This window comes from Novosphingobium sp. P6W (assembly GCF_000876675.2).
GTDB lineage: Bacteria > Pseudomonadota > Alphaproteobacteria > Sphingomonadales > Sphingomonadaceae > Novosphingobium.
This window is the reverse complement of the sequence record NZ_CP030352.1, coordinates 703313-720303: the sequence shown is the minus strand read 5'-3', so window position 1 is coordinate 720303 and position 16991 is coordinate 703313. Positions and strand designations below refer to the sequence as shown.

At 65.2% G+C, this 16991-nt stretch carries 14 protein-coding genes and 1 tRNA gene; 7 read left to right on the top strand and 8 right to left on the bottom strand.

The features are described 5' to 3' along the window. Positions 1-9: 9 nt before the first annotated feature. Positions 10-441 carry an ATP-dependent Clp protease adapter ClpS gene (gene clpS, locus TQ38_RS03575; protein WP_205316067.1) on the bottom strand — a complete coding sequence of 144 codons (432 nt, stop codon included), beginning with the start codon at positions 439-441 and terminating at the stop codon, positions 10-12. A gap of 121 nt (positions 442-562) precedes the next feature. Continuing rightward, positions 563-1600 carry a phasin family protein gene (locus TQ38_RS03570; protein WP_043972311.1) on the bottom strand — a complete coding sequence of 346 codons (1038 nt, stop codon included), beginning with the start codon at positions 1598-1600 and terminating at the stop codon, positions 563-565. On the opposite strand from TQ38_RS03570, the gene TQ38_RS29880 reads away from it, so the two are divergent. Continuing rightward, positions 1589-1861: a hypothetical protein gene (locus TQ38_RS29880; RefSeq protein ID WP_162792201.1), complete on the top strand. Its 273-nt coding sequence runs from the start codon at positions 1589-1591 to the stop codon at positions 1859-1861. The two genes, TQ38_RS03570 and TQ38_RS29880, sit on opposite strands and share 12 nt — an antisense overlap. A gap of 33 nt (positions 1862-1894) precedes the next feature. Here the strand turns inward: TQ38_RS29880 and TQ38_RS03565 are convergent, their stop codons facing one another. Further along, positions 1895-3745: an alpha/beta hydrolase gene (locus TQ38_RS03565; RefSeq protein WP_043973357.1), complete on the bottom strand. Its 1851-nt coding sequence runs from the start codon at positions 3743-3745 to the stop codon at positions 1895-1897. 287 nt (positions 3746-4032) lie between these two features. Here TQ38_RS03565 and TQ38_RS03560 point away from each other — a divergent pair, with 287 nt between their 5' ends. Together TQ38_RS03560 and TQ38_RS03555 are read left to right on the top strand one after the other, a co-directional pair. Further along, positions 4033-5232 carry an LL-diaminopimelate aminotransferase gene (locus TQ38_RS03560; RefSeq protein ID WP_043972314.1) on the top strand — a complete coding sequence of 400 codons (1200 nt, stop codon included), beginning with the start codon at positions 4033-4035 and terminating at the stop codon, positions 5230-5232. 148 nt (positions 5233-5380) lie between these two features. Then, positions 5381-6115, top strand: coding sequence for a response regulator transcription factor (locus tag TQ38_RS03555; RefSeq protein WP_043972317.1), 735 nt, complete (start codon positions 5381-5383; stop codon positions 6113-6115). A gap of 68 nt (positions 6116-6183) precedes the next feature. Here TQ38_RS03555 and TQ38_RS03550 read toward each other — a convergent pair whose 3' ends face one another. Continuing rightward, positions 6184-6714, bottom strand: coding sequence for a molybdenum cofactor guanylyltransferase (locus TQ38_RS03550; protein WP_043972321.1), 531 nt, complete (start codon positions 6712-6714; stop codon positions 6184-6186). A 251-nt stretch (positions 6715-6965) separates the two neighbouring features. Between TQ38_RS03550 and TQ38_RS03545 the strand changes: the two genes are divergently transcribed. Further along, a tRNA-Cys gene (locus tag TQ38_RS03545) sits at positions 6966-7039 on the top strand. A gap of 265 nt (positions 7040-7304) precedes the next feature. Here the strand turns inward: TQ38_RS03545 and TQ38_RS03540 are convergent. The 4 genes from TQ38_RS03540 to TQ38_RS03525 all read right to left on the bottom strand — a co-directional run bounded on the left by TQ38_RS03540 (position 7305) and on the right by TQ38_RS03525 (position 12459). Further along, a complete protein-coding gene (locus TQ38_RS03540) occupies positions 7305-8285 on the bottom strand; it encodes a hypothetical protein (protein ID WP_043972324.1) in 981 nt (326 codons plus the stop codon). A gap of 87 nt (positions 8286-8372) precedes the next feature. After that, positions 8373-9398: a ferrochelatase gene (gene hemH / locus TQ38_RS03535; protein WP_043972327.1), complete on the bottom strand. Its 1026-nt coding sequence runs from the start codon at positions 9396-9398 to the stop codon at positions 8373-8375. Next, positions 9398-11668: a molybdopterin cofactor-binding domain-containing protein gene (locus TQ38_RS03530; RefSeq protein WP_043972329.1), complete on the bottom strand. Its 2271-nt coding sequence runs from the start codon at positions 11666-11668 to the stop codon at positions 9398-9400. The genes hemH and TQ38_RS03530 overlap by 1 nt, the downstream gene beginning before the upstream one ends. Next, a complete protein-coding gene (locus TQ38_RS03525; protein WP_205316092.1) occupies positions 11668-12459 on the bottom strand; it encodes a P-loop NTPase in 792 nt (263 codons plus the stop codon). Before TQ38_RS03525 ends, TQ38_RS03530 begins: the two co-directional genes overlap by 1 nt. Positions 12460-12892: 433 nt before the next feature. Between TQ38_RS03525 and hflK the strand changes: the two genes are divergently transcribed. The 3 genes from hflK to TQ38_RS03510 all read left to right on the top strand — a co-directional run bounded on the left by hflK (position 12893) and on the right by TQ38_RS03510 (position 16690). Beyond that, positions 12893-14143, top strand: coding sequence for a protease modulator HflK (gene hflK, locus TQ38_RS03520; protein ID WP_043972331.1), 1251 nt, complete (start codon positions 12893-12895; stop codon positions 14141-14143). Continuing rightward, entirely contained in the window at positions 14143-14982 is an 840-nt protein-coding gene (gene hflC, locus TQ38_RS03515; RefSeq protein ID WP_043972334.1) for a protease modulator HflC, read from the top strand. The genes hflK and hflC overlap by 1 nt, the downstream gene beginning before the upstream one ends. 166 nt (positions 14983-15148) lie before the next feature. Further along, positions 15149-16690 carry a Do family serine endopeptidase gene (locus TQ38_RS03510; protein WP_205316091.1) on the top strand — a complete coding sequence of 514 codons (1542 nt, stop codon included), beginning with the start codon at positions 15149-15151 and terminating at the stop codon, positions 16688-16690. The last annotated feature ends 301 nt before the right edge of the window (positions 16691-16991 follow it).

The window sequence follows — 16991 nt, the reverse complement described above, 5'->3', positions numbered from 1 at the left end:
GCGAAAAGCTCAGGCTTTTTCCAGCGTGCACTGGAGCGGGTGCTGGTTCTGCCGGGCGAAGTCCATCACCTGGTTCACCTTGGTTTCCGCGATTTCATAAGGAAAGATACCGCATACACCCACGCCCTTCTGGTGGACATGAAGCATGACGCGCGTGGCCTGCTCAAGGTCCATGTTGAAGAAGCGCTTGAGACACATCACCACGAATTCCATCGGGGTGTAGTCGTCATTGAGCATCAGCACTTTGAACTGGCTGGGCTTCTTCGGCTTGGCGCGGGCCTTGGTCGCAACGCCGATCTGTTGATCGTCGCCTGCGCCGCCGGGATCATTGTCACCGGGACCACCGCCGCCAGCGGAATCGTCATCATCCCTCGCAGCCACGGTCAACGCGGACACGCCAAGGGAAAGCAGGAGGTCGGATTCGGCGATAGGGGGAATCATGATGGCCAGAATATCGTACCGGGGCACCCGATAACAAGATGCCCCGGCCCATATTCTCTGAATTGGCGCTCAGACGGTCGGAAGAATCGCTTCATCCGACCGTCTGAGCAACCCGTTCGGCTCAGATCGAGACCGAACGCGCCTTTTCCATGGCGATGCTCATGCGGCCCGAGAGGGGCGCGAACGAGTCGCTGAACAGCTTGAGCATGGCTTCGCTGTTCTTCGAGCTGTACGCCACGGCGCTGTCGAAGTTCTTGCGGACCATGTCGCCCTGGATCTTGAAGAAGTCGGTCGGCGACTTGGCAGCAGCCAGTTCCTTGATGTCGCCGGTCATGGTTTCGAAAGCGGTGCGGCCTTCGGCCACCAGTTCCGAACCAATGCCCTGAACGCCTTCAGCCAGGATTTTGCCGGAAGCGACGCATGCTTCGACATTGCCCTTGGTGAATTCGGTGACTTCGCCAAGCACGCTGGTGCTCTTTTCGAAGGCTGCCTTGGCCTTGGCCTGGGCTTCGGTCATCGCGTCCTGAAGGCCGGCGAAGTTAGTGCTCATGTCCATATTCGTTTCCTCGAGCATGAAGTTGGTAAATAGTCCTGCGAAGACGGGCTTGGTTGTAGGTGCGGTCTTTGGTGCCGCCTTGGGAGTGGCCGCCTTCGGGATCGTGACCACCGCAACCGGAGCCTTCACGTCCTTGGCAACCTTGCTGATCGGCGGGGTCGGAGCGACCTTCGCCGGAACAACTTTTTCGACCGGCTCGGGCTTCGCGGCAGGCTTGGCCTGGGCGACCGGCGCGGTCTTGAGTTTGGGTTTCGGGCCGGGCTTCGCCATCACGGCGGGAGCCTTGACCTCGGCGGCCTTAGCCACGGGCTCAGCCGCAGCCTTGACCGGAGCAGGAACCTTGACGGGCGCGGCCGGCTTGGCCGGGGCCGGCTCGGGAGCCTTGGCGGCGGGAGCCGACACGGCTTCAACGGGCTTCGCCTGAACCGGCTTGGCTTCGGCCGGCTTGCTTTCGGTCGGCTTGACCTCGGCAGGCTTGACCTCGGCAGGCTTGGCGATTGCCGGAGCCTTGGCAACATTCGCTGCGATAACATTGCCCGCTGGCACGGCCTTGGGAGCCGTTACAGCCGGGGCCTTGTCCTTGGGGTCTTCATGGTCGGCCATGTTTATAATCCAGCCTTAGGTGAAAACTTGCACATCAGCCGAGCCTGCGCCCAGCACCGAAGCAACGAACGAGTCGTTTTCATCGTTGCTGCGGTGCAAAATAAGTTTTTGCAGGCGCGAAGTCAACAGCCCTATGTTGCGTTGCAACAAAATGTTGCATTGCAGCATTTCCCGCTTTTCGAGCAGGCCCCAGGATTTAAGCCAGTCACCGATTACAACAATGTGTCAGCCAAGGCCTTTCCGACCAAGACTACCAATTAAATTACAGCAGGATCGGTGGTAATTCGGAGGTAATCAGCGCCCCGCTACATAACGACCGGGCGCATCTTCGATGACACGGTCGCCGCGCCCGCCGGGTTTGCGTTTGCCGCGTGCGGGAACTTCTTCATCATCGCGCGCACGCAGCCACTCCGCCCAATGCGGCCACCAGCTACCGGGATGTTCGCTCGCACCTGCAACGAACTCGTCCAGGCTTTCTGGAGAGGCATCGTTGGTCCAGTATTGGTACTTGCCCGAGGACGGCGGATTGACGACCCCGGCGATGTGGCCCGATCCGGCCAGCAGGAATGTCCAGTCCCCGGCAAGATAGCGAGTCAGCTTCCAGACGCTGACCGGCGGCGCGATATGATCGTCGCGCCCGGCCTGGATGTAGATCGGAGTTGTGATGCGGTGAAGGTCGATCGGCACCCCGCAGGCAGAAAGCGAATCGGCCACCGCCAGGCGATTGTCGCGGTAGAGATCGCGCAGATAGTCGCGGTGCCAGCGCGCCGGCAGGTTGGTGACGTCGCTGTTCCAGTGAAGCAGGTCAAAGGCGGGATACTCCTCGCCCTTGAGGTAGTTCTTCTCGACGTAGCTCCAGATCAGGTCGTTGCCGCGCAGGATGTTGAAGCTGGCCGCCAGATAGCGCCCGTCGAGATAACCCTCGGGCGAGAGGCGCCCGACCGTCTCGATCTGCTGGTCGTTGATGAAGTTCTTGAGGTCGCCGGCATCCTCGAAATCGACCTGTGCGGTGAAGAAGGTGCTGCTCGCGACCTTGTCCGCCTCGCCCTTGCGCGCCAGCACCGCCAGCGTCGCGGCCAGCGTGGTGCCTGCCACGCAGTAGCCAATGGTGTGAACGGACGGGACGTTCAGGCGCTCTCGCACCGTATCGATCGCCTCGATCTGGGCGGCGATATAATCGTCCCACAGAATGTCCGCCATTGAGGCGTCCGCCGACTTCCACGAGACCATGAATACGGTGATCCCCTGCTCCACAGCCCAGCGCACGAAGCTCTTCTTGGCGTTGAGATCGAGGATGTAGAAGCGGTTGATCCACGGCGGGAATACCAGCAGCGGGGTCTTGAGCACCTTTTCGGTGGCCGGCGTGTACTGGATCAGCTGATACAGCGGCGTTTCGAACACCACCTTGCCCGGCGTCACAGCGATATTCTCGCCCAGCACGAATGCGCCGGGGCGGGTGTGGGTGAGCTGGCCCTTGCGCATGTCGTCGAGCAGGTTCTCGAAACCGCGCACCAGGCTTTCGCCTCGGGTTTCCGCCGCCTTGCTCAGCGCCACCGGGTTGGTCAGCGGGAAGTTCGCCGGGCTGAGCGCATCGACCATGGTACGCGTGGCGAACTGCAGCTGCGCCTTGCGGCCCGGCTCCATCCCCTCAACCGCATCGGCCATGCCCAGCATCTGCTCGCTCATCATCAGGTAGGCCTGATGGAGGAACGCAAAGAACGGCTGGCGTCGCCATTCGGGATCGGCAAAGCGCCGGTCCTTGCGCGGAAGATCGAGTTCCTCGGCCGTTGCATCGCCTGCCTGCCCCCCGGCCTGCTTTTGGGCCTGCGCATCCAGGCCGTACTGCCCGAACACCGTATTGACGAGGTTCAGCCCCTCGTTCCAGAGCTTGTGCTGGACGTCCGGGTTAGTGAAGGGAAGCTGGCGGAACACCGCCTCCGCCGTGCCGATCCAACGCGCCGGGTTGGCAAAGTGCGGCGCCTTGTCGGACGCCTTGTTCAGCTGTTCGACCTGGAATTCGGTCCAGATCGAGTGCATGCGCCCGGCGATCTCGGCCCAATGCACGGTAGCCTCAGCGCCTGGCGTGCCTTCTGCGGGAATCATCTGACCCAGGATCGTGGTAAGACCCTGCGCCTGGCTGCGCATGACGTCGCCCAGCAACTCTCCGGTGCCGGAAGCCGCGGGGCCGGTGCCGGAAGCCGTCGGACCGGAAGCCGTCGTGGTAGCCATGGCCGCTCTCTCTCCAGATAATACGCAGTTGTGGTGGGCCAACGGTTTGGCCGCATGGGCGATTCCTGTCGAGTCCCGTTATCACCCTTCCGGCCGCAGAAATGTGTAATGATCTTTCAAGATCGCCCATTTGCGCGAACGACCAAATCCCCTACAGGAACCGCGCGGCCATTCTGCCGCGACGCATATGGATATCCGAGGTCATGGAAGACGAGTTCTACCGCATCAAGCGACTGCCGCCCTACGTCATCGCCGAAGTGAACGCGATGAGGCACGCAGCCCGCCAGGCCGGTAAGGACATCATCGACCTCGGCATGGGCAATCCGGACCTGCCGCCGCCCCAGCACGTCCTCGACAAGCTGTGCGAAGTGGCACAGAAACCCGACGCGCACGGCTATTCGCAGTCCAAGGGCATCCCTGGCCTGCGCCGCGCCCAGGCGAACTACTACGCCAACCGCTTCAACGTGGAACTGGACCCCGAAAGCGAAGTCGTCGTCACGATGGGTTCGAAGGAAGGCCTCGCCAGCCTCGCCACCGCGATCACCGCGCCCGGCGACGTGGTGCTGGCCCCCAATCCCAGCTACCCGATCCACACGTTCGGCTTCATCATCGCCGGCGCCACGATCCGCTCGGTGCCGACCACGCCGGATGAGAACTACTGGCGCTCGCTCGACCGCGCGATGGCCTTCACGGTGCCGCGTCCGTCGATCCTGATCGTCAACTATCCGTCGAACCCCACCGCCGAGACGGTCGACCTGGCCTTTTATGAGCGCCTCGTCGCCTGGGCCAAGGAGAACAAGGTCTGGATCCTGTCCGACCTCGCCTACTCCGAGCTTTACTACGACGGTAATCCAACTCGCTCGATCCTCGAGGTGCCCGGCGCCAAGGATGTAGCGGTGGAATTCACCTCGCTCAGCAAGACCTACTCGATGGCCGGCTGGCGCATCGGCTTCGCGGTGGGCAACCCGAAGCTGATCGCGGCGCTGACCCGCGTGAAGTCTTACCTCGACTACGGCGCCTTCACCCCGATCCAGGCGGCCGCCTGCGCGGCGCTGAACGGCCCGCAGGATATCGTCGAGCGTAACCGCTTGCTCTATCAGAAGCGCCGCGATGTGATGGTCGAAGCATTTGGCCGCGCCGGCTGGGATATTCCTCCGCCCAAGGCCTCGATGTTCGCTTGGGCGCCCCTGCCGCCAGCTCTGAAGGAAATGGGCAGCCTGGAGTTTTCCAAGCAGCTCCTGATCCATGCCGAAGTCGCTGTCGCCCCCGGCGTCGGTTACGGCGAGGACGGCGAAGGCTTCGTGAGAATCGCCATGGTCGAAAACGAGCAGCGCCTGCGTCAGGCAGCCCGAAACGTGAAGCGATATCTCGTGTCGATGGGTGTGAACACGCCTTCATCGTAAGACGAGCGCCGAATATAATCCTACTTTTCAGCCATTAACTGGGGTTAATACGTAGGTAAGCCTGTAAGATTCTACGTGTTGTTCCTAGCCCCTGATTCACGTCATTCTTGCCCCCTATCGCATTGGAAAGCCAGCAGATGGGGGGCACATGGCAAATCGACTTAGACGGGATGACACACCTTACAGTTTTCGATGGTTGGGCTCCGGACGGATACCCCACCTTTTCGACCTGAGGCATTGCGGATGGGCGCTGGACGAAACGGGCGCCGCGTCCAGTGAATGCATTGGGGTCGCTCACGCCGGCAGGCTCGACAGCGCCGACTGGCAACAGGTCCTGACCTTCCCGGATGAAGTACGGCGCTTCACTCTGGTTCTTGGCGCGACTACGGCACATGAACGCGCCAGACTGTTTCAGGCTGGCTTTGGTGAAGCCGTTACCGACACGATCGAACTTGGTGAATTCGAGGCAAGGGCCAGCCGCCTCGCGGAGTTGACCCGCTGGCTGCCCCGCCATCGCCAGCTTGGCCCGCTCGAACTCGACCTGCTCGCACGTGAAGCTTTCGGCAACGGCAAGGCGCTGAACCTCAACCCCCGCGAATTCGCATTGATCTGGCGACTGGCGGACTCTCCGGGAGAGCCGGTCAGCAAACAGGAACTGATCCACGACGTATGGCGCATGGGCTTCGTGCCCGAGACGAACAGCATCGCCGTCCACATGTCGCGCCTGCGCCGCAAGCTCGGCTTCGTCGGCATGTCCGGAATCATCACCACGGCCGCAGCAGGCGGTTACTGCCTGGTTCCGCCGACCGAACGCCGCAGCGCTTCCGGGACCGCCTTCTCTTCGCATGGGACTTCGGCAACGAGCGTCCAAATGACCGCCTAAACTGGGCTAAAGCTGCCCACAGCCCCTCCGGGTCGCACCGCCGGGTGAACGTATCCGGCAACCGGAATTCAGGGACTTACACGCTTCGTTAGGGCCGAAAGATCGCCCGGCGTGTTAATATTGGGGATTGGCAGGGCCGTCTCCACCCGGCGCGCACCGACGCGATCCGCAAATCCGTACATCGAATGGCGCTCGTCGCTTTGCAGCAGCGCTTCCAACTGGGGGACTGCCGATACCGGCCACAGTCCGATCACGGGCTGCGCCGCCAGGAAAGCAGGCGCGGACCCCAGCAACTCCGGAAGATCATCTGGCAGGAGCGCTGCGTCGACACCGCAGGTCAGCACCGCCTCATATCCCTCGTCGAGTGCGTGGTGCAGCGCCGCCGCCAGCCCGCCTAGCGGCCCCATCCCGGGTCGCGGCCAATCCGGCAATGTCGGCGCCGGAGCCGTCTCGCGCCCGACCACGACGACATGCTCGCACCAACCCGACAATGCATGGACTGCCAGTGCGATCAGCGTATGCCCATTCAGTTCCGCAAGCGCCTTGTCGCTACCAAAACGGCTGGAAAGCCCGCCGGCCAGAACAGCTCCGAGGATCATGCGCGCGCCTTTCTCGAACGAAAATCAAGCAATCGGACCGCAAGCATAGCCTCCGTCCGTTCCATACAGGAAGCATCAGGCGCCGCTCTTGTTCCTGCCCCGACGGGGCCTTCCGTCCTGCTTCCCGGCAGGGCACCGCCTGTCCCATTCATGCCCTCTGCCGCAAACCCACAGCAATTTGCAGCGAAAGTACGCGAATTCCATTGCGCTCCCTCGGATCGGTTGCTAGGCGCGCACTCCTCCACACGGATGGCCCGATGGCGGAGTGGTGACGTAGAGGACTGCAAATCCTCGCACGCCGGTTCGATTCCGGCTCGGGCCTCCAACTTTTGCAGCTTGTTTGCAAAAATGTTCGATTTTGCAAATTGACATTTTATCGGCCTTGCCTCGCTGGCAATTCATCGGCTGGATCGAATTCGTCTCAGGCGCTCTGCATATGGTGCTGCTTGAGGCCCCCACCAACAGCCGACACCCGTCCACAGATCGCATTCACGCGAATCCTGTAGCCATTTCGATGGCAAAGGCAGGTGCTGGGGACGCGCGGCATACGACGATCTGATGTCGGTGCAGCGGATGGCCTTGCACCGGTTCTACACCGGAACAGGCGCGGTCATGACGATTTCGGCGAAGTAGTTGGCCATGGCTGCGTCGGCCTTGTCGCTGAGTGCGATGAAAGCGCGGCGGCGGTCGCCTGCGTCGCTTACGCGCGCAAAGAGGCCCGCATCGACCATCTGGCCAATCCAGCGCAGTGCGGTCGTGGGCGGAACGGCAGCGGCGATGCATAGCGAAGTGACCGACACCTGCTTACCCTCGATCCGCGAGGCGGTGAGATCGAGCAGCATGTCCCAGGCAGGATCGGCGAAAAGGTCGCCGTCGAAGAAGCGGGCGCGAAGCTGACGCTGGCGGATGATCCGGCGCACCATCTTCGCGTCGGGAACCTGCGCTTTTCCGCGCGGCGCGGCGCCCGGAGGGTACGGCCTTTCCGCAATGGCGTTGCCCGCCGCAGCAGCAGTGCTTCCGCGAGGGTCAAGCCGGTCTATGCGGCCGGCGATCTGGCCGACCTGTTCGGTCAGGCGCAGCAGCATGAGCCGGTCGTCCTCGGACAGTTCGCGTAGCCGGCCAGAAGGAAAACTCGCCAGCACCTGCCCCAGGGCGATGACGCGTTCGGCGCGGTCAGGATCGACGAGCAGCACCGGATGCGACTGGTCCATGCAGGCAAAGACGTCCTCAAGCGCATCGACGCTGGTCGAGACGATCAGGCGCGGTCCGCCCTGCCCGGCTCGCAGGTCCAGCCGCGCCAGCGCCGCAAGCGATGCGGCATCGACCTGCGGGCAATCCACCAGCACGACATCGCCCAGTGACCTGTCCGCATCTTCGGCAAGATCAGCCAGCGCGCCCGCCGCCGCGACTGTCAGGCCAGCGGCGCTGGCATCTTCCCGCAAGGTAGCGCGCAGATGAGAGCGATCGGCATAGATCGACAAGCGAACGGGGATATCGCCCGCCCCGCTACGCGCCGCGCCCGGGGCTGCGCCATAGGCGAAGTCCGGCTGGATGATATCCATGTCGCGCATCGCTTCCCACTCCGTTTCCATAGCGGAACATTGTTGGAACAGAATGAAGTCAGGTCAACGCCTCGCAGCCGTTAAAATCCTGCAAGTTCAACCCCACCAGCCCGCCAGTTCGCGGCGAACAAGCGTCTCGAGCATAGCCATGCCGTTGGTGCCGTCGTTGAGGCAGGGCAGGACGGCAAGACGTGTCCCACCCGCTGCCTCAAACACTTCGCGGCCGCGAATGGCCAGTTCCTCCAGCGTTTCCACGCAGTCTGCGGAAAAGCCCGGCGCCGTGATAGCAATGCGGTGCGTGCCGGATCTGGCCAGGCTTTCCAGCGTCGCTTCAGTGGCGGGTTCCAGCCACTTGGCGCGGCCGAAGCGCGACTGGAAGCTGGTTTCCACCCGCAGGCCGGGCAACCTGACGGCAAGGCGCTGCGCCAGCAGACGCGCGGTCTTGCGGCAGTGGCAGTGATAGGGATCGCCCAGTTCGAGCGTGCGCTGCGGCATCCCGTGAAACGAAACCAACAGAACTTCGGGCACGAAATCCAGCGCGGCTACCTGCGCCGCCACATCCTCCTCCAGCGCGCCGATATAGGCCGGGTCGTCGTAGTAAGGCGGCAGGGTGCGCAGCGCGGGCTGCCACCGCATCTTGCCCATCGCTTCCCCCAGCCGGTCCATCACCGACGCCGTCGTCGCCCCCGAATATTGAGGATAGAGAGGGGCAACCAGGATACGGTCGTACCCGGCGTCTTTCATCGCCTGCAGGCGTGAAGGGATCGAGGGATTGCCGTAACGCATCGCCCAGTCCACCTTCACACCGTCTCCCAGCAGAACCTGAAGTGCCCGGGCCTGCGCGGCGGTGATCGCGGCCAGCGGAGATCCCTGCTCGGTCCAGACCTGGGCATAGGCGTGGGCGGACTTGGCCGGGCGAGTGCGCAGGATGATCCCGTGCAGGATCGGCTTCCAGGCAATAGCCGGAATCTCCACCACGCGCCGGTCGGAAAGAAATTCGGCGAGATAACGGCGCACGGCAGCCGGGGTCGGCGCATCGGGCGTACCCAGATTGACCAGCAGCACGCCGATCTTGCCGGTTGCGATTTGCGGGTGGTCGGCGGGAGGGCAAACAGGGGTCATCACAGGTCCTCGCCAAAGAAAGGCAGGCGGCGCAGGCGCAGGCCCGTCGCCGAATAAAGCGCGTTGGCGACTGCCGGGGCGACAGCAGCCACGCCCAGTTCGCCGGGATCGGCAGGCGGCGCCTTGCTATCGATGAACTCGACCTCGATCGCAGGGCAATCCGCCAGCGTGGGAAGCCCCATCGCGCCAAGGCTTTCGCTGTCGGGGCGGCCGCCCTCATAACGGACGGAGCAGCCCAGCGCGAGCCCGAGGCCGAAGACGAGGCCGCCCTCGATCTGCTGGCGGGCGATGTCGAAATTGACGATCCGGCCGATGTCGGCGACCACGCTCAGGCGGTCCACGCGCACGCCGTTTTCATCGCGCCGGGCGCTGGCGACAACGGCGATGCGCCCCTCTCCCATTACATGGCAGGCAATGCCCTGACCGCTCGCATCGCCGCCGCCGCCCCACTGCGACAGCGCCGCGACGCGCTGGAGACATTCCGCAAGGCGCGTGTCCTTGCCCAGCATCGCCATACGGTACGACAGCGGTTCCCGGCCTGCCTTATGGGCGAGTTCGTCGACGAAGCTCTCGTTGAAGAAAGCCGTCCACGCGTGGGCATTGCCGCGCATCCGGGCCGTGGGCAGCCCGATCTTCACCGGGACATGGTCGACCACGAGGTTGGGGATATCGTAAGGAGGCACCGCGCCTTCAACCGCCATCGGGTCCGCCTTGCCGGCGACCGCGTCGAGGGCGGCGAAGGGCGTGTCGCCATCCAGCAGGCGGCGGCCGAATTCGCGGGCAGTCGCAGGAACGGCGATGCGGACGCGCCAGCCAGCGATGGACCCTTCGGCGTCCACCCGCGCGCCCATCACTGCTGCTACCGGCGCGCGGGGAAGCCCGGCGCGGAATTCCTCGCGGCGGGTCCAGGCGAGCTGTACCGGTTTGCCGATGGCCTTGGCGATCACGGCCGCTTCCACTGCGGGCTCGTTTTCCAGCCGGCGGTCGAAACTGCCCCCGATCGCCATCGGATAAAGAACGACGTCGCGGGCATCGATGCCAATGGCGCGGGCAGCCGCTTCGCGGGCGGCCTGGGGGGCCTGCGTGCCCGCCCAGAGTTCAAGGCGACCTTCGCTGAAATGCGCGGCGGCGGCGGCGGTCTCGATCGCGATGTGAAGGGCTGGGGCGACTTCGTAGCGCAGCTGGAGCGGCAGGCCGCCGCGCAGGCTTTCGCGGTCGCCCTGTGTGTGGATCGTCGCGGCATCGGCCGTGTGCATGGCCTCGTCCATCGCCGCGTCCACAAGGTTGGAATCGGCCCCGGCGGCCACCTTGAAGCGCGGCGCCATGCGGGTCAGGGCGGCCTGCGCGGTCCAGCCGTCGGTCGCCACTGCTGCGACCCAGGCTCCGCCATTCGTCATGCCGCGCACGATGCCGAGATACCCGCGCATGCCCTTGACGGCTGCTTCGTCGAGCCCGGAGATCGACGTGTTCAAACCGATCGGTGCATGGGCGATCGCCGCATGGACCATGCCCGGCAGACGCACATCGCCTGCGAAGGTCAACGAACCGTCGACTTTTGCGGGCAGGTCGAGGCGAGGATAGCGCAGCGGGGCGCCGGGGGGAAACTCGCCCGGCCGCTCTGCCATGGCTTCGGCGCGTAGCGGCGGGGGGGACGGCGGCGAAAACGCGGCGGCTTCCTCGGCCAGCGGGCCGAAGGGCAGGCGCTTTCCTTCATGAGTGACGAAGCCGTTCGCTGCCTCGCATTCCTCCCAGGAAACGTTCCAGCGAGTGGCCGCCGCCTGCATCAGCATCGCCCGCGCCGAGGCTGCGGCGGCGCGGGCCGGGCCTTCGTAGGCGGCCAGTTCAGTGCCGTCGGCGGTGACGTTGAACAATCGGTCCTGCGCCCATCTGCGGGTCAACAGGTCTTCCGGCTGGTCGGCCAGAGAGGGAGCCAGCGGCATCCACAGCGGCGCCCATTTCGCCGCCAGCGCGAGATTGGCGTAAAGCGCGCTGACCGGCGCGGGCTCCACCGCAACCTGCCGCCAGTCCGCGCCCAGTTCGTGGGCGACCACTTGCGGGATCAGCGTGGTGATGCCCTGCCCCATCTCGACTTGCGGCACCGCCACGGTAACGACACCGTCGCTGCCGATCTTGATCCAGGCGTCGAAGGCGAACTCGCCGTCGCCCGGTTCCAGCGGGAAGGGGTAGCTGCGCGGACGCAGCATGTAGCCGAGCGCAAGGCCGCCGCCGGCCAGCGCTCCGACAAGAATGCCGCGCCGGGTGACCGCCATCAGGGCGCCGTGTCCAGCCATTCGCCCACCGCCTGCGCGAGCGCGGCGAAGGCTTCGGCCTGCGGGCCTTCGCCGGCAGCCGTGGGCGTGCCTGCATCGCCCTCGCGGCGGATCGCGATGTGCAGCGGAATGCGGCCCAGGAACGGGACGTTCATCTCTCGGGCCGCGTCTTCCGCGCCGCCGGAACCGAACGGATCGCTGACCTCGCCGCAGTGGGGACAGGCGTATCCGGCCATGTTCTCGACCACGCCGATCACCGGCACGCCGCCCTTGGTGAACAGTTCGGCGGCGCGCGCCGCGTCCATCAGCGCGAGGTCCTGCGGGGTGGAGACGATCACCGCGCCCGCCGGCTTGAAGCGCTGGAGCATGGTGAGCTGCACATCGCCGGTGCCGGGCGGCAGATCGATGACAAGCAGCTCCGCGCTGTCCCAATGCGCCTCGACCAGCTGGATCAGAGCGCCCGCGATCTTGGGCCCGCGCCAGGCGATGGCCTGCCCCGGCGGCGTGAGATGCGCCATCGACAGCACCGGCACGCCGCAAGGGCTCTGCACCGGCACCAGCTTGCCCTGATGCGCCACTGCGCGGGTGCCTTCGGTTCCCAGAAGGCGGGCCTGCGAGGGCCCGTAGATGTCCGCGTCGACAAGGCCGACTTTTCGCCCCGAACGCGCCAGCGCAACGGCCAGATTGGCGGCCAGCGTCGACTTGCCGACACCGCCCTTGCCCGAGCCGACCGCGATGATACGCGGGCCTTTACGCGGCGCGGGCACAGGCTCGGCCTTGTCCGCCATCATCGCCACATGCACTTCGGAAACGCCCGCGGCGCCCGACAGCGCGCCTTTGATTTCGACCTCCAGCCTTTCGCGGGCCAACGAGCCAAGCCCGGCGGCGTCAAGCACGAGGATCGCCCGGCCGCCGACCAGCCGCAGCGATTGTAGGCGCGCCCCGGCGTCTCCCGGCAGCAGGGCCTTCAGGGCGCCGCCGCTTCCATCGCCTGTTCCTTCGCCGCTGTTCACTCTTGTCTCCGGGATGTTTCCGGTTTGCTTCCGGTTGGGGACCTCTCCCCAAATCACGCCGCTCAGGTGGCGTACCCGAGGAAAAAGGGCAAGAGAGGCACTGTTATTTGCCCGAGGTGTTCTTATAGATAGCCTCATGAAAGCTTTCGGTGGAGCAGGAACGCGCGGCAACGCGCCCGGAGACGACGCAGCACAAGACGGGGTCTTGGCCATGGCCGGCCGCAACAGCCCATGGGGCGGTGGCGGCGGCGATGGAGGCGATGACACCGGCTCCGGCCATGACGGCTCCGGCAACGATGGACAGTCCGGCGAAGAAGGCGACGCGCCTTCCGCCGACGCGCCCGATGGCAAGGGTGCCGACGGCAAGGGCGATGAAGGCCGGCGCGGTCCGCGCAATCCCTGGCTGCCCAGCGGCGACACTCCGCCGCCCCGGCGCTCGGCCGGGATCGAGGACATTTTTCGCAGTCGCGATCCGCGTCGCACAGGCGGCGGCGGACCGGGACGCGGCCCTGGCGGCGGCGGCGGAATGGGCGGCGGGTTCCCCAACTTTCCGCGCCGGCCCGACGGGTCTTCGTGGTTGCCGCTGGGCATCGGCGCGGCGGTCGTCGTCGTGCTCGGCATTTCCAGCCTGCATATCCTGGGCCCCAAGGAGCAGGGCGTGGTGACGCGGCTCGGGCAATATTCGCGGACCATCGATTCCGGCACCAGCCTGACCCTGCCCTGGCCGATCGAGCAGGTGGAGGTGGCCGACGTGCGCTCGTTCTCGGTGGACATGATCCCCGACGACGAAAACGAGAAGCTGATGCTGACCAGCGACAAGAGCCTGGTCGACCTCAGCTATCTGGTTCGCTGGAACATCAAGGACCTCAAGAACTACACCTTCCGCCTGGCCGATCCCAAGGAGACCGTGCGCGAAGTGGCAGAGGCCGCGATGCGTGCCTCGATCGCCCAGATCACTCTGGCCGACGCACTCTCGGGTTCGGGCCGCGCCAAAGTGGAGCAGGACGTGCGCGAGCGCATGCAGCGCATCCTCGACGGCTATCGCTCGGGCGTGTCCATCCAGGGCGTCGAGATCAAGAAGGCCGATCCGCCCGCCAAGACCAAAGGCGCGTTCGACCAGGTCAACGTCGCCCAGCAGGAAGCCGAGCGCGACCGTTCGGAAGCCCGCGCCTGGGCCCAGCAGGTCATTGCCCGCGCCGAGGGTGACGCCACTGCCTTCGACAAGGTCTACGAACAGTACAAGCTGGCACCCGAGGTCACCAAGCGCCGCATGTATTACGAGACGATGGAACGCGTGATCCGCGACAACGACACGGTGGTCGCCGAAAAAGGCGTGACCCCCTACCTGCCGCTGTCCGAATTCAAGCGCCGTGCAGCGCCTGCCGACAGCGCCTCCGCCGCGCCTGCGGGAACCGTAACGGCGCCCGCCGCCCCGACCGCCGACACCAAGGGAGGCCTGTGATGAGCAACCCCTGGCAGGACTACAAAGCCGCATGGATCGCCGCCGGCGCCGTTGCCGTTGGCCTGATGCTCAGCGTCATCATCGTCCCCGAGGACCAGCAGGCCGTCGTGGTGCGCACCGGCAAGCCGGTGAACGTCTATAACGCGTACTCCGAGAAAGCCGATTTCGGGCAGACCGATGCCGGCGTCCACTTCCGCATTCCGCTGATCGAACAGGTCATCCGCATCGACAAGCGGCTGCTTTCGGTCGACATGCAGCAGCAGCAGGTGCTTTCCACCGACCAGCAGCGGCTCAACGTCGATGCCTATGCCCGCTACCGCATCGTCGATCCCGTGCGCATGGTCGAAAGCGCCGGCACCGCCGAGCGCGTGACCCAGCAGCTGGAGCCGATCCTGTCGTCCGCCGTCCGTCAGGAACTGGGCAAGCGCACGTTCCAGTCGCTGCTCACCGCCGAGCGCGGCGAGGCGATGGAGAACATCCGCAAGAGCCTCGACCACGAAGCCCGCGAATACGGCGCCCAGATCGTCGACGTGCGCATCAAGCGCGCCGACCTTCCCGAGGGCGCGCTGGCAGCGGCCTTCACCCGCATGGAAGCAGGACGCCAGGAAGAAGCCAAGACGATCGCCGCGCGCGGCCAGCGCGACGCCCAGATCATCCGCGCCGACGCCGATGCCCAGGCCTCGAAGATTTATGCCGCGGCCTTCGGCAAGGATGCCTCGTTCTACGACTTCTACCGGGCGATGCAGAGCTACTCGGTGTCCTTCGCCAAGGACCAGGGCGGCAAGACGATCCTGCTCTCGCCTGACAACGCCTATCTGAATCATTTTCGGGAGCCGTAAGCCCTCCCGTCAGTTTGACGGGGGGCCGCTGTCGCCCGAAGCCAGCAGAATAGCGGATATCGCATCATTCAAATCCGGTTAAGCTCACTAGGCCTCAATCGGTGGTGAGTTTCCCGGTCGGTGCGACAGCAGAGACCTTACGGAGGAATCAAAGGACGTGAAGCCCGTGCGATACGCTTATGGATTGACCAGCGCGCTCCTTCTTGGAGGCGCAGCTGCCACGCTCGTCACCGGCTACCCCGCAGGCGCGCAGGTGGCCCAGAACGAATCCAGCGAGATGTCGAAGATGGTCCCGCGCGCAGGCGCCCCGGCCAGCTTCGCAGACCTGACAGCCCAGCTTGCGCCGGCCGTCGTCAACATCTCCACCCGCCAGAAGGTGCAGGTCGCCGGCGGCGCCGGCGCGAACCCCTTCGCCGGCACCCCGTTCGAGGGCCTGTTCGGCGGCCAGGGCGGCGGCGGAGCCCCGCAGACGCGTGAGGCGCAGTCCCTCGGGTCTGGCTTCATCGTCTCGGCCGATGGCTATCTGGTGACCAACAATCACGTCATCACCGCCGAGGGCAAGGGCCAGGTCGAATCGATCACGGTCACCATGCCCGATGGCACCGAATACCCCGCCAAGCTGATTGGCAAGGATGCCGCATCGGATCTGGCAGTGCTGAAGATCGACGCCAAGAAGGCCCTGCCCTTCGTGAAGTTCGGCGATTCGCGCAGCGCCCGCGTGGGTGACTGGGTGGTCGCCATCGGCAACCCGTTCGGGCTGGGCGGCACGGTCACGGCGGGTATCGTCTCGGCCGTCTACCGCAACACCGGCGCGGGCGGCGCCTACGATCGCTACCTGCAGACCGACGCCTCGATCAACCGCGGCAACTCGGGCGGCCCGATGTTCGACATGACCGGCCAGGTCATCGGCATCAACAACGCGATCTTCTCGCCCACCGGAGGCAGCGTCGGCATCGGTTTCGCCATTCCGGCTGAAACCGCCGCCCCGCTCGTCCAGAAGCTCATCAAGGGCGAGGCGATCGAGCGCGGCTATCTGGGCGTTCGCATCCAGCCGATCAACGAGGACCTCGCGGACTCGCTCGGCCTTGAGCACAACAAGGGCGAATTCATCCAGATGGTCGAGCCTGATGGCGCGGCCGCGAAGTCCGGGATGCAGGCCGGCGACGTCGTCGTGAAGGTCAACAACAAGGAAGTGACGCGCGACCAGAACCTCTCGTTCCTGGTCTCCAACGTTGCTCCCGGCGCCCGTATCCCGATCGAGGTGATCCGCAACGGCAAGCGCGTGACCCTGAACGCCACGGTCGCCAAGCGCCCGACCGAGGAGGAACTGCAGCAGTCCTTCGACGCGAACTCCGAACAGGGTGACGATTCGTTCAACAACGCGCCGACCCAGCAGGAGCAGGGCGCGGTGGAGAAGTCGCTGGGCATGTCGGTGACCCCGCTGACCTCGCAGATCGCCCGCCAGCTCGGCGCCGCCGATGGGACCAAGGGCGTCGTCGTCGTCGCCGTCGATCCCAGCTCGGACGCCGGACAAAAGGGCTTCGCGCGCGGCTTCATCATCCTGGAGGCCAACGGCAAGCCCGTCACCAACCAGGCCGACCTCAATGCGGCGGTTGCCGCCGTCAAGGCCGATGGCCGCTCGGCGATCCTGCTGCGCGTCCAGCCGCGCGGCCAGCCCGCCACCTTCGTGCCGGTCCGCCTGCGCTGACCTGCACAACTACGTGACGCGAAACGCCCGCCGGAGCGATCCGGCGGGCGTTTTCGTTTGTGCCCGCGGTGCGGCAGATCTCTACAGCGCAGCCACCTATTCGCGGCCACATAGCTTGTACGGAGCGACATCTTGGGCAGGAGGCGGTTTCAGGCCGTAGCGACCGGCACCCTGTTCAAAGCCCCGGAAAGTACCGGACAGGTGCGATGAAATGCCAGTCGAGCGGCGCGCCGCGCAGCTATCCGGCCATTCGCAAGCGTCAGCGGGCGGCAACCCGTGTCCCCGCCGATCCTTGCTCACG